This window comes from Vibrio gigantis, from assembly GCF_024347515.1.
Classification (GTDB): Bacteria; Pseudomonadota; Gammaproteobacteria; order Enterobacterales; family Vibrionaceae; genus Vibrio; species Vibrio gigantis.
On record NZ_AP025492.1, the window covers coordinates 2,144,655 to 2,158,283 of the forward strand.

At 44.5% G+C, this 13,629-nt stretch carries 11 protein-coding genes; 5 read left to right on the top strand and 6 right to left on the bottom strand.

The features are described 5' to 3' along the window. Nucleotides 1-167: 167 nt before the first annotated feature. From OCV56_RS09400 to OCV56_RS09410, 3 genes are all read left to right on the top strand, one after another. Complete coding sequence (locus OCV56_RS09400) at nt 168-1,856, top strand: NAD-dependent malic enzyme (RefSeq protein ID WP_019821850.1); 1,689 nt, start codon at nt 168-170, stop codon at nt 1,854-1,856. Between the two features lie 150 nt (nt 1,857-2,006). Beyond that, the gene (locus tag OCV56_RS09405; protein ID WP_086713560.1) at nt 2,007-2,807 is read left to right on the top strand and encodes a SanA/YdcF family protein; all 801 of its coding nucleotides are present in this window, start codon (nt 2,007-2,009) and stop codon (nt 2,805-2,807) included. A gap of 197 nt (nt 2,808-3,004) precedes the next feature. Further along, the gene (locus OCV56_RS09410; RefSeq protein WP_086713561.1) at nt 3,005-4,375 is read left to right on the top strand and encodes an SLC13 family permease; all 1,371 of its coding nucleotides are present in this window, start codon (nt 3,005-3,007) and stop codon (nt 4,373-4,375) included. A gap of 241 nt (nt 4,376-4,616) precedes the next feature. On the opposite strand, the gene OCV56_RS09415 is transcribed toward OCV56_RS09410, so the two are convergent. Together OCV56_RS09415 and OCV56_RS09420 are read right to left on the bottom strand one after the other, a co-directional pair. Further along, complete coding sequence (locus OCV56_RS09415) at nt 4,617-4,967, bottom strand: GlpM family protein (RefSeq protein WP_086713562.1); 351 nt, start codon at nt 4,965-4,967, stop codon at nt 4,617-4,619. Between the two features lie 124 nt (nt 4,968-5,091). Then, the gene (locus OCV56_RS09420) at nt 5,092-6,387 is read right to left on the bottom strand and encodes a GGDEF domain-containing protein (RefSeq protein WP_086713563.1); all 1,296 of its coding nucleotides are present in this window, start codon (nt 6,385-6,387) and stop codon (nt 5,092-5,094) included. 301 nt (nt 6,388-6,688) lie between these two features. Here OCV56_RS09420 and OCV56_RS09425 point away from each other — a divergent pair, with 301 nt between their 5' ends. Then, nucleotides 6,689-7,513 carry a DUF2797 domain-containing protein gene (locus OCV56_RS09425; protein WP_004738492.1) on the top strand — a complete coding sequence of 275 codons (825 nt, stop codon included), beginning with the start codon at nt 6,689-6,691 and terminating at the stop codon, nt 7,511-7,513. Between the two features lie 110 nt (nt 7,514-7,623). On the opposite strand, the gene OCV56_RS09430 is transcribed toward OCV56_RS09425, so the two are convergent. Beyond that, a complete protein-coding gene (locus OCV56_RS09430) occupies nt 7,624-8,874 on the bottom strand; it encodes a sensor domain-containing diguanylate cyclase (RefSeq protein WP_086713564.1) in 1,251 nt (416 codons plus the stop codon). A gap of 302 nt (nt 8,875-9,176) precedes the next feature. Further along, nucleotides 9,177-10,061, bottom strand: a complete 885-nt coding sequence (locus OCV56_RS09435; RefSeq protein WP_086713565.1) for a LysR family transcriptional regulator — start codon at nt 10,059-10,061, stop codon at nt 9,177-9,179. Between the two features lie 185 nt (nt 10,062-10,246). On the opposite strand from OCV56_RS09435, the gene OCV56_RS09440 reads away from it, so the two are divergent. Beyond that, nucleotides 10,247-10,918: a type 1 glutamine amidotransferase domain-containing protein gene (locus tag OCV56_RS09440; RefSeq protein ID WP_086713566.1), complete on the top strand. Its 672-nt coding sequence runs from the start codon at nt 10,247-10,249 to the stop codon at nt 10,916-10,918. A 129-nt stretch (nt 10,919-11,047) separates the two neighbouring features. On the opposite strand, the gene OCV56_RS09445 is transcribed toward OCV56_RS09440, so the two are convergent. Together OCV56_RS09445 and OCV56_RS09450 are read right to left on the bottom strand one after the other, a co-directional pair. Continuing rightward, complete coding sequence (locus OCV56_RS09445) at nt 11,048-12,283, bottom strand: cysteine desulfurase-like protein (protein ID WP_086713567.1); 1,236 nt, start codon at nt 12,281-12,283, stop codon at nt 11,048-11,050. Next, the gene (locus OCV56_RS09450) at nt 12,267-12,923 is read right to left on the bottom strand and encodes a 2OG-Fe dioxygenase family protein (protein WP_086713568.1); all 657 of its coding nucleotides are present in this window, start codon (nt 12,921-12,923) and stop codon (nt 12,267-12,269) included. Before OCV56_RS09450 ends, OCV56_RS09445 begins: the two co-directional genes overlap by 17 nt. Nucleotides 12,924-13,629: the final 706 nt, after the last annotated feature.

The window sequence follows — 13,629 nt, forward strand, 5'->3', positions numbered from 1 at the left end:
AAAAAGTGTGAGCCAAGTATAACGAATTATGGTGTTCAAATTCGATAAGTGTGGGACATGGGTAAGAATATCATTTTGTTTGCTAAGATCGGAGGGAAACTATTTACAATTGAATAACTAAACCGTTATCATTTTTCAGTTACCCTTTCTCCCATATTAGGCATCCAATGAACAACGATAAACGCCCTCTATATATCCCTTATGCTGGTCCTGCTCTACTTAGTACCCCTCTTTTAAACAAAGGCAGCGCATTCTCTGCTGAAGAGCGCAGTTCTTTTAACCTTGAAGGCTTGTTACCGGAAACAACCGAAACAATCCAAGAGCAAGTAGGACGTGCATACAAACAATATTGTAACTTCGAAAGTGATATGGATAAGCATATCTACCTTCGTAACATCCAAGACACTAATGAAACGCTTTTTTATCGTTTAGTTCAAAACCACATTTCTGAAATGATGCCTATCATTTACACGCCAACGGTTGGCGCAGCATGTGAGAACTTCTCAAATATTTACCGTCGTGGCCGTGGTCTGTTTATCTCTTACCCGAACCGCGATCGTATCGATGATCTACTGAATAATGCGACAAACCACAATGTTAAAGTCATCGTGGTTACGGATGGTGAGCGCATTCTTGGTTTGGGAGACCAAGGTATCGGTGGCATGGGTATTCCAATCGGTAAGCTAGCACTTTACACAGCGTGTGGCGGCATCAGCCCAGCCTACATGCTACCAATCGTACTTGATGTAGGTACTAACAACCCTCAACGCCTTGCAGACCCAATGTACATGGGCTGGCGTCACCCTCGTATCACAGGTGCTGATTACGATGCATTCGTTGAAGAGTTCATCCAAGCGGTTCAACGCCGTTGGCCAGATGCGTTGGTTCAATTCGAAGATTTCGCACAAAAGAACGCAATGCCACTGCTTGAGCGTTACAAAGATCGCATTTGTTGTTTCAATGATGATATCCAAGGCACAGCAGCAGTTACTGTGGGCTCTCTACTTGCAGCATGTAAAGCAGCAAACAGCAAACTTTCAGACCAACGTATCACCTTCTTAGGTGCGGGTTCTGCGGGTTGTGGTATCGCTGAAGCTATCATTGCTCAAATGGTGTCTGAAGGTATCAGCGATGCACAAGCACGCTCTCAAGTTTACATGGTTGACCGTTGGGGTCTGCTACAGGAAGGCATGCAGAACTTGCTTGATTTCCAACAGCGTCTCGTTCAAACCAACGAAAACACCAAAGACTGGGAAAGCGACGGCACTGGTTTCTCTCTGCTAGACGTTGTTCGCCACGCTAAACCAACAGTATTGGTTGGTGTATCTGGTGCGCCAGGTCTGTTCAGCAAAGAAGTGATCAAAGAGATGAATCTTCACTGCGAACGCCCTATCGTGTTCCCACTATCAAACCCAACAAGCCGTGTTGAAGCGACACCAAACGACATTATTCGTTGGACTGATGGCCAAGCTCTTGTTGCGACAGGTAGCCCATTTGAGCCAGTAGTTCACAACGGCACAACTTACCCAATCGCTCAGTGTAACAACAGCTACATCTTCCCAGGTATTGGCCTTGGTGTACTTGCTGTGAATGCTTCACGCATCACTGACGAAATGCTGATGGAATCAAGCCGTGCACTTGCAACATGCTCTCCACTAGCAATCAATGGTACAGGCGCTCTACTTCCACCACTGGAAGAGATCCACACAGTATCGAAAAAGATTGCTCTTGCTGTTGGTAAGAAGGCGATTGAACAGGGCGTTGCTCTAGAGATCACTGAAGAAGCTCTTCAACAAGCGATTGACCAGCACTTCTGGCAACCGGTTTACCGTCGCTATAAGCGCACTGCGTTCTAATAAAGAGTATTCATCCTCTTCTAAGAGCCTCTGCAATTGCAGGGGCTCTTTTCTTTACACTGTCTTGTCTTTTTAACTGATTTTTCTCATTTTTATTTGGTATTATCGAGCACTCAAAATTTAATGCTCAGCCAAAGGACCATACCGAGAGTGAAATTTGATTCTCACATTATCCGTAGCTACTTAAAAAAAGCTTACAAAAAACTGCAAGGTTTTCTGTTTGGCGCTTTCCTGGTGTTCTTAGTAGGCAGCGCTGCGGTAATTGCGATCGATTATTGGGTTTCATGGCAAGCAGAAGATCGCATCATCTACGATATCGATGAAGTGCCCGAGCTTGAGGTAGCAGTTGTACTTGGTACGAGCAAATATTTGGGTCGAACACTCAACGACTATTATAAGCACCGCATCGAAGCCGCGATTGAGCTCTTCGATCGTGAAAAAGTCGACCAGTTTCTGTTAAGTGGCGATAACGCTCATCGATCTTACAATGAACCTTGGACGATGAAACGCGACTTGTTGAAAGCGGGCGTCCCCGATGAACGCATCAATCTAGATTATGCTGGTTTCAGAACCCTAGATTCGATTGTTCGCGCCAAAAAGATATTCGATACCGATAACTTCCTGATCATCACCCAGAAGTTCCACTGTGAAAGAGCACTGTTTATCGCCAATTCTTACGATATTCACGCGCAGTGTTTAGCCGTTTCAGGACCGACTCATCACTCAGGAACCTCAATACGTTTACGTGAAGTGTTTGCGCGTACCAAAGCATTCCTTGATCTGTATATTATGGGGACAACGCCAAAGTTTCTTGGACCTAAAGAGCCAATTCAACCGAGTCCAAAACCGGAGTCATTTCCGATTCCAAACCCTATGACTGACCCCACTGTAAACCCTGTTGTAGACCCTACAACAAGCCCTATTGCAGACCCAGCAGAGACCGATGTGTAGAAAACTACACATTTTGAATTTGTTGCCTCACACTTCCCCATTGTTAAGCAAAAACACACCAACACTCCTTTATTAACTTGAGTAACATTCTTTCAACAAAGTCTGACCCTACATCAAGCTATATACCTCGAAAATAATAAGCACCACGCAATGAAGTGGTGCACCAATAAAACGAGGATAAACAAAAGGAGCGTCTTATGACGGCACTTGTTACTACACTGAAACACTGGTTGTTTACCCGCAACAGCATGATATTAATTGGTAATTTCACGCTATTTGCAGTTTTGCTCAATACCCTGCCATTCGAAACTCAAGTGAATACAGGTTTAAGTATTCTCGTATTCGTTGCCATTTTATGGTTAACCGAAGCTATTCACGTCAGCATCACCGCTTTGCTCGTTCCCCTATTGGCTGTCTTGTTTGGTGTATTCAACACGCCCGCAGCGCTGGCTAACTTTTCGAACCCAATCATCTTCCTATTCATGGGTGGCTTCGCATTGGCAGCCGCGCTGAATAAGCAAGAGCTAGATAAAGCGATTGCTGACAAAGTACTGCTGATAGCAAAAGGTAGAATGTCAGTGGCTGTGTTCATGTTGTTCGGTGTAAGTGCTGGTCTATCCATGTGGATCTCAAACACAGCCACGACAGCAATGATGCTTCCTCTTGTGCTTGGCATCATGAACAAAGTTGACCAAAGCGAAGACCGTAATACCTACGTGTTCGTACTACTGGGTATCGCTTACTGTGCATCAATCGGTGGTATCGCTACCTTGGTTGGTAGCCCACCAAACGCAATTGCGGCGGCAGAAGTTGGCCTAAGCTTTACTGAGTGGATGGCGCTTGGCCTACCTATCTCTATGATCTTACTGCCAATCGCGATGATTATTCTTTACGTGATGACTAAGCCGAAACTTGACCACAAATTCGAGCTAGACCATGCGCCAGTTGAGTGGACAAACAGCAAGAAAATCACGCTGTCTATCTTCCTTTTAACCGTAACGCTTTGGATCTTTGGTAAGCCAATCAACGCAATGATTGGTGGCTTCTCTAAATTTGACAGCTTAGTAGCGATTGGTGCGATTGTACTGCTTGGCGCTTCTAGAGCGGTGGAATGGAAAGACGTTGAGAAGACAACAGACTGGGGTGTATTAATCCTGTTCGGTGGCGGTATCTGTCTAAGTAACATTCTTAAAGCAACAGGCACCAGCGTTTTCCTAGCACACTCACTAAGTGGCTTCTTAGAAACTGCAGGCGTTCTGCTAACGATTCTAGCGGTAGTTGCATTCGTAGTATTCCTGACTGAATTCGCAAGTAACACAGCCAGTGCAGCGCTTCTAGTGCCGGTGTTCGCAACCATCGCTGAAGCACTCGGTATGTCTCCTGTGATCTTATCAGCACTGATTGCGGTTGCTGCATCTTGTGCCTTCATGTTACCAGTAGCAACACCACCTAACGCAATCGTGTTTGGCTCAGGTCATATCAAGCAGAAAGAGATGATGCGAATTGGTATGGTTTTAAACCTAGTTTGTATCCTAGTGCTAACACTGTTCGCTTGGATCTTCTGGTAAGAAGTAAATTCTGACAAAGAGAGCTGCATAAAAAATGCGCTAACTAAACTGGCTGCAGTTCCCCCGCTCAGCCAGTACAAAAATGCCCGATCAGCGTGAAGCTATCATTTACTTGAAGTTATCACTGAGCGGGCATCCAAAAAACAAGAAACGCTTTTCCCTTTTGGTGGCCCCGCGCCACCTTTTTTGTTTGGGTATTTGCATTCCTATCAAGTAATCATTCCCGTTTAAGAACGCCCTCCTACGCAACACTCGGCACAACACGAGTCCAACCGATGAGCAGCATAGATGCGCACAGAACCCACACGACCGTTGCTAACAACAGAGTCGACACTAAGCTGTAGCGATAGCTAAACACATACACAGCGCCTAGATAGGCAGCGTACGGCACCAAAGAAAACAGGCCAAACAGTGCAGTAGTACGTAGCTCCACCATGTTTTGCTCCGTGCCGACAATGTAGTGAGCAATCAAAGCAAAAGTAGGAAACAGAGGCACAAGGCCGGAGATGTAAAAGCTCTTACTTTTCGACAACAGCGCAATCAATAAAACAGCCGCCGCACCAAGCAAGCATTTAAAGAACAGGGAAATCATTTCAATACATAATCCAAACAAACCAGCAAAAGGCTCTAGAGGGTAAACTCATATCGCGCCCATAAAAACGCCACACGTCACATATGCACGTGTGGCTTATTAAGTAATCAAAACAATTTGCAGATTAGTGACTCAAGATCACCTGATTACGTCCTGAATGTTTAGCTTGGTAGAGCGCTTCATCGGCGCGAGCAATGGTCTCTGTCACTCTCTCTTGCCTCATCTCAGCAACACCGGTACTGCACGTGAGCGGATCACCATGAACCCAAAGGTGCTGGCTGACTAAAAGTCGAATTTTCTCTGCCTTTCTTTGTGCTTCGCCAAGATCTGTCTCAGGGCAAAAAACAATGAACTCTTCTCCCCCCCATCTCACCAACTTGTCAGTTGTACTGATTGAGCTGCCTACCACCATGCTGAACTCACGCAAAATATGGTCGCCCATTTGGTGGCCGTACTTATCATTCACGCTCTTGAAGTAATCAATATCGAGATACAACATGCTCAGCTTGCCATGTCCTTGCTTCACTTGTTGTGACTGCATTTTTAACCAATCGCGGATCGCGTGTCGGTTTAGTATCCCTGTTAATTCATCGCGATGGGCCATCTCTGAAAACTCAAAATTCTGTTCTCTCAGTGCCTGATTGACGTTCTTTAAGTGATGATGTCTTTTCTCAGCAATCACCATACGTTTACGCGAGTTATGTAGCTCTGAAATTAAGAATACGGTGCCAGTACCTACCCAAATAAACAGCAAGATTAAGAACAAGCTCTCGCCAGTGATGTAAGAGCCTTCAAATTCGATACTGCGAATAACAATGCGATGATGCCCAAGTTTTGCGCCCGACGCAGTAGCAAACTCGACCATGTTCACATTCGAAAACTCAGGGGCTGAATGCTCTAACGCGATGTCATTATCAGCTAACCACCATGTCATTACTTGCAGGTTTTTGATTGGAATCTCAATCACGCCACCATCAACACCTGGTGAGAACTCCATCCCGTTGTACTTATGTGTGTACTCGTTATCGGGAACGGAATAAGCAGGGTTGTAGTTACGCAGATAGGTTCTCAAACGGCCGCTAGAGTCAACCTCCGCATGGTAATCAATATTGACTCTAAAGGTATGATACTGAGATAGATCAAGACCTACAGATATGTCTGGGTTGATACGAATCGATAGCCCACAATAAGGCCACGGATACTCAGATTCTTTGAGCTCACAATCGAGAATGTACTGTCCATTTTCATAAGATAATTGGGACGTGCTGGCTCCCCTGTCAACTTGATCGCTGGTCGCGATAAATTCATATTTATCAGGCGTAATTGCCGTTATCACACGATTTCCGCTCACACGGTAATACTGCACAATGGCAAGTGTTGTGATAACTAGAAAGATAACAATCTTATGGATCCACTTCACGTCTCAGCTTCCGGCTTAAGGTCCCTATAGTTGGGATTTCATGAAAAAAACAAGTTGAGTGGATTAGTGATATTGATGCCAATAACCCACCAAAAAGCGTTATATCACGCCTGAACAAAATGTCATACTATAATTTCAACTGAGTGTTTACCATCTATTGTCCATCGCAATAATCGAGCAATATTGCGTATAAAAACAGGCTCTATTTGTTATACTCATCGCAAATCATCGTTAACCGTATTGCCTGTTCATAAGGCGAGCGAGTGGACGAAATAATAATCAAAATACAACGAGTAATGTCATGTCTTTATTAGCAAAAGGAACACTCAAGAAGATGAGTGCTTCCCTTGATGGTGCGGTTACTTACCGTTTACCTGTAGGTGAAGAGTTTGTAGAGCTAAACCCTCTGATTGGTAAAACCATCAACCTGACTCACACTGGTAATATTTTTTGCTGCTCTTGTGGTAAGAAAACGAAGAAAAGCTACTCTCAAGGCCACTGCTTTGTCTGCATGAAAAAGCTGGCAAGTTGCGACATGTGCATCATGAAGCCAGAGACTTGCCACTACGATGAAGGCACTTGTCGTGAGCCTGAGTGGGGCGAAGCAAACTGCATGGTTGATCACTTCGTTTACCTATCAAACACATCAAGCCTAAAGGTGGGTATCACTCGTCATACGCAGATCCCGACCCGTTGGATTGACCAAGGCGCAACACAAGGCCTACCAATCCTTAAGGTTAAGACTCGCCAAATCTCTGGCCTGATCGAAGTTGAACTAGCAAAACACATCGCCGATAAAACGAATTGGCGCACGCTGTTAAAAGGCGATGGCGACGACATGGAACTCGTAGAGAAAGCAAAAGAGCTGCTTCCACTGGTTGAGGACAAAATCCAAGAGATCAAAGCGAAGTTTGGTGACGATGCTATCGAAGTATTGAGTGAGAACATCACTTCACTAAGCTACCCAGTAGAGCAGCACCCAGTGAAGATTGTGTCGCACAATTTTGATAAGAACCCTGAAGTATCAGGCGTACTTCAAGGTATTAAAGGCCAATATCTAATCTTAGATACGGGCGTGATTAACATCCGTAAGTTTGGTTCTTACGAAGTTGAGGTTTCTGCTTAGCCAACAGAACACCATCACAATTAATACTGAGATACAAAAATGCCCTGAGGCTTCTGCTTCAGGGCATTTTTGATTTCATATAAGACTATCAGCGTTAATAAAGTGGGATACTAGAGCACAACCATATCTCCATCTACGCAGTTTTTACCATTTGCTTTAGCTCGATAGAGTGATTGATCGGTTAGATTAACCAAGGCATCAATCGTCACGCCGCCTTCACATGCTCTACTATCACTTATTCCGATACTGACACTCACATTAAACCGAACTCGCTCGTCAATTCTGAACTCGACTTGATTGAACTGTTGGCGGATTTGTTCAGAAACATCATGCACAGCTTCAAGAGACGAATCTGGGATAAATATAATAAACTCTTCACCACCCCAGCGGCCTGCCACCCCGCCAACTTTCTCTGCATTGCGCTTGGTAATATTCGCCAAGGCACAAATCACCTCATCGCCGACCATGTGACCGTAAGTATCATTAATAGATTTAAAATCATCGATATCAAGCAGCATACACACAAGATGACTCTCAGAGGCCATGTGCTCTCTAAACCACTCATAAATGGCTCTGCGATTTAGCAAATCCGTCATCTCATCGTAATGCGCTTGATGAACGAGCTGCTTTTCCAACATGACCTTTTGGGTGACATCTTCAAGCACAACCTGTACGGCTGGCTGACCTTCCCAAATAATCGCATTGTCATAGATATTAAAGAAGCGATGGACGCCGTCTAAACCGATATTCTCAACCACATTACTGGTGCCTGAAGGTTCACCCGATATCACGGCTTGATAACGTTGATAGATGTTTTCTACGTTTTGTTTTGGCACCAAATCAAGAATAGAATCGAGTTGTAATACCTGTTCTATCGACTTACCACCTTGCAGGTTCACCCAAGATTGATTCACCATTAAAGGTTTGAAATCTCGGTGCACCAATATCCCCTGCCCTGATTTCATAATCATGTCTTGATACATCTGATCTTGTTTACGCATCATACTCTGCAATTGAATAGCAGGACTCAGATCGATCACAGTCACTTGTAATGCAGGCCTACCTTGCCACTCAGTTACATGGTCAATTGAAAACACAGTGAACTCTCTGCCAGCACGATCAACATTGGTATAGGTGTGCACTTGGGGATCGCATTGACCACTGATCGTTTCAAGGTAATTTTGGTAAGCGAGAACGTGAAACTCTTCAGGTATGAGATCGAGAAAGCTATCTATATTGGAAAGTAGTTCTTCTGGTGATTGATATCCATAAATACGAGCATAATTAGCATCAACACTAACTACATTCATATCTTGAATAGTTATTACACCGTACGTGGATTCGAAATTTATTGAAGACATTGCCAACTCCGCACTCTAGCTACACTTCATCACTGGAGCATAAGAACACATCCTGCCAACGCTTCCACATAATCTATTGTGCGCTAGGGACATTAATATAATATCTAGTATATCGTACTGCTGATAGCTTCTCTACAATTCAATCGCTAACACGAGTCACCAAAAGTAGACAAGCATCTCAATCTGATTACGCGCGCCAAAAAACAAAAAAAGATAACGTATATCTATGTAACCATTACCTTTTCTGCTTTCGGCTTAAAACTAAGTTACTGAGCTAGTATTCACCGCCTAAAACTTGTTCGCTATTCATTCCAATCCGAAAAATAGGAGATTAAGAAGTCGATCGCCAGTCGCGCTCTCTGGGGTAAAAAACGACGGTTTTGATATACGACCCAACTGCTGGTGCCTGATCCCCAATACTCTTCTAATACTGGGAGCAATTTTCCATTGGCAAGACCGCCATTGAAGCTGCTTTTTGGAAGGTAAACAATGCCAAGCCCTTCTTCACAAGCTTTCAGTACCGCGCTTGAATTATTACTTCTCCAACGTCCATGTACTCTTACGGCATTCAACGGTTTTCCATTTTCTTCAAACAACCATTGATCACTATTGGCAATAATACAGCTGTGTTGTTTTAACTGTTCTGGATGAGTGGGTGTGCCATATTGATCGATATACCCTTTGCTCGCCGCCGCTGCCATAGGACGATCAACCAACTTTCTTGCCACCAGCCCAGAGTCATCCAACCGACCGTAACGAATCGCGAAGTCGATACCGTCTTCAATAAAGTTCACCATCTTGGTATTGAAGTTCATTTCAATGGTCAGATCGGGATGATCTTTGGCAAACGCCATCAGCGCCGCCGCAACATGGTTCTCTGCAAAAGCGCCCGCTGCACTGACACGCAATGTACCGCTCAGCTGAGTTTGCTGAGACGTAACTTGCTCATTCGCTTGTTGCAGACCAATCACTAAATCTTTGCACTGTTGGTAGTACGTATGCCCAGACTCAGTCAAACTCACCATACGTGTTGAACGGGCAAGCAGAGCCACACCGACTCTCTCTTCTAACCTTGAAACTTGTCGACTCACATGGCTGGTACTGCAACCTAACTGCTTGGCGGCTGCAGAAAAACCGTGGCATTCGGCAACCGCAACGAATTCATTAATCCCTTCAAAGCTATCCATACTTAACTACTCGCATTTTATCTTTGCTATATAGCAACAATGTTTTGCCTTTTAAGCATATTATCACCTAAATGATTTGGAACTAGTATTAGATGTAACGCGACGGTGATAGCTAAGTAGCAACTCAGTACTTAGCGCAAGCGTCAGCATATTAATAAAAAAACAGCAGCTCAAAGGGATGAATCATGAAGAAAATACTAATTCCAGTAACTAACCACGCAACACTTGGCGATACCGACCAAGCTAACGGCACTTACGCTCCTGAACTTACCCACGCTCTTAAAGAGATCATGGCTGCTGGATTCGAATACGACATCGCTTCTATCAATGGTGGCAAAGCGCCGCTATACGGTACTGATATTGAAGGAGATACGGTTAATGCTGATATCTTGGCGAATGATGAGTTCCAAAACCGCATTAACAACACAATTCCAGTAAGCCAAATCAATGCAGAAAGCTATGATGCGATCTTCTATCCTGGTGGATTTGGCCTGCTTTCAGACTTAGCAACTAATGAACAGTTCGCTAGCATCGCAGCGAAGCATTATGAAGAGGGTGGTATTGTCGCAGCGGTATGTCACGGCCCAGCCGCCCTGCTACCTATCGTACTGAGCAACGGCGAAACACTTCTGAGCTCTAAATCGGTAACTGGCTTTACACGTGAAGAAGAAATCGACTTTGGCACCATCAACGACATTCCATTCCTACTGGAAGAGTCGCTAGCTCGTGGCGCAGCGCGTTTCAATAAAGTTCAACCTTGGCAAGAGCTTGTGATTGTTGATGAACGAGTAATTACAGGTCAAAACCCGACAAGTGCACACGCTGTGGGTGTCGCAATTGTTGAGCATCTTTCTTAATCGAGCAATAGCTTGATAGCTTGACCGACTCACCAGCACGAGCTCCTTAAGCAAGGTCAAAAAAAGAGCATACTTCCTACTCAATATTCATGAGAGAAGTACGCTCTTTTCTAATTCTGTTACCCGCATTTAGTTATTTCTAACTATGCCCTCGAGTACATTGAACAGTAGGTCAATCTCTTCAATCGAGTTGTAATGCATACAACCAATACGCACTACGCCCTGCTCTTCAATACCCAATTGCTTCACTAAACCTAATGCGTAGAAGTGTCCGTTCCACACACAGATATTATGCTCGCCCAGTTTCTTAGCGATGAACTCTGGAGAGTGATTGTCAAAAGTGATGGCGAATGTAGGCGTTCTCAGGTTCGAATCAAATTCCGTCTTACCATAGAGTTTTGCCCCTTCCAGATCACCTAAGCGTTTTAGGAAGTACTCGCTCAACTGGCTTTCATGCTTATTATAAAGCGCGTAGCTTTGCTCTAAGCGAGAACGTAATGAGTCGGTTGGTTCACCAAACTGCGCCAAGTAATCCACCGCAGCAATCACACCCGCTAGGCCTTCAAAGCTCTGCGTTCCTGTTTCAAAACGTCCTGGGCCGATATTAGTTGCAGGTTCAACCTTGTATGGCTTTAGCGTATGCAGCCATTGAGGCGCCACGTAAGCAATACCAACGTGAGGGCCAAAAAACTTGTAAGCCGAACACGCTAAGAAGTCACAGTTCAACTGCTGAACATCAATCAAATGGTGTGGCGCATAGTGAACGGCATCAACATACACCTGAGCGCCATGTTGGTGTGCAAGCTCGATAACTTTCGACATATCAACAATAGAGCCAGTGGTGTTTGACGCAAAGGTCACGGCAACCAGTTTAGTTTTCTCGTTCAGCAATGACTCAAAATGTGCCATGTCCAGGCTGCAATCTGACTCGTCTACACGAACTTGGCGGACAATCGCGCCTTTGTCGTCTGCCGCTTGCTGCCAGCTCGATACATTCGAGTAGTGGTCTAGCGCGGTAACAATCACTTCGTCGCCAGCTTGCCAATCACGGCTGATCGCTCGGCTAAGTTGGAAGGTCAGTGAAGTCATGTTAGCACCGAACACAACATTGCCCGAAGACTCGGCATTCAGTAACGCTTGTGCCGCTTCTCTCGCTTGCTGCATTAAACCTGTCGTCTTCTGGCTAGAAAAATAGTGACCGCCCAAGTTGGAATTAAAGTGCCCGAGGTATTCCGTCATAGACGCTAATACATTCTCAGGCACCTGAGAACCACCCGGCCCATCAAAAAAGGTAACGGGCTTGCCGTTATGGTATTGGCCTAACGCGCTGAACTGCTGGCGTACATCATTAAGAGTGAAGGACATTGCGCGCATCCTTAGCCGTTAGAACAAACACATCCATGTAACCCATCTCATCGTGGTCTATGGTGCGAATTGGCTGTGCGTTATGCCATAGCTTACTGTCTGCAAGCATTGCGACTTCACCGTCCTCAAGCACTTTTCTAAAGAATGGGGCTTCATGGCTATCTTGATAAAGCATCACTTCACCACCGACGATATTGTGGCGAGTAACACCAATGATCGCGATATGGTCAAAACCGTCTTGGTGCACACCTTCTGGCGCGACCTGTGTCTCTTCATAAATGGCAGCAATACGAATTTGGTGGATTTCGATTTCTTGTCCGTCTTCAAGCCCGTTGGTTTCAATAAACAGCTCACACATCTCTTGCATGCCTTCACTGCTTAGAATCTTCGCTTCAATCGGTTCGAACTGACGAACAACGTCACCTTGAAAGTGATTAATGTCTTCAGACTGAACAAAGTTATGTTTGTCTAGCTCAACGACTTGTCCATTACTGAATTCAACCACTGAGTACCTTCTCAATCGGAACTGACCATCCGCATGCTCTGTGCTTGGTAGCTTAGAGAATGATGGTGACAACTCCTTAACTGCGTGGTTACTGAGGTGGGTAATATGTAGGGTATTTTCGTGAGCGTGTAACATCATCGACTCCTTAATGATTGTTAATTTACTTTCGATATTTAACGTTTTATTTACATAAAGGATACTTGAAGATCTTGCCAAATCAACATTAAACAACCATTTATCCCGTCAGATTTAATAATTCAGACACTAAATCTAACCTGAAATCCAAAAGCAGTTTATAACACCAGAATAAAAGATGACCAACTCTTAAAACTAGCACACTCCACTAGCCAGTTATAAATCTCTGTAAATTTAAATTTAACGATATTATTAACTAGTAGGTGATGTTTCATATTGTGTCAGCCCTTTCGCTTCAATACGCCAGCCTTCTTGCATGAATTCAGGCATCACGCTCGCCATCATTCATTTCTATGCTTTTGCACAGCGAAATACGACCTACCTATCAATCGCCAAGCTATTGATTATTTACACAACAAAGTGAAATTGGTTAATTTATCAGTACGCCAGAATCCACACGCCTTTGCTTGCGCGTCTGGAACAGGTCGAGTTCGGGGGGAACTCGGCCGCCCCAAATGGCTCATTTCTTTTAGAAGAGCAACTTGATAGTTTTTTTAGTCTCGAAGATGTTTGAAGTGGAATGTTGCGGGCGGGATTTGCTCAGTCGTATCTGAGATACTAAAACATAAAGGGTTTGCAATCAGCAATGAATGTAACCTTGAGATAGACGGCAAGCATCCATTAATGCTAGACGCTCTCTGGTAAC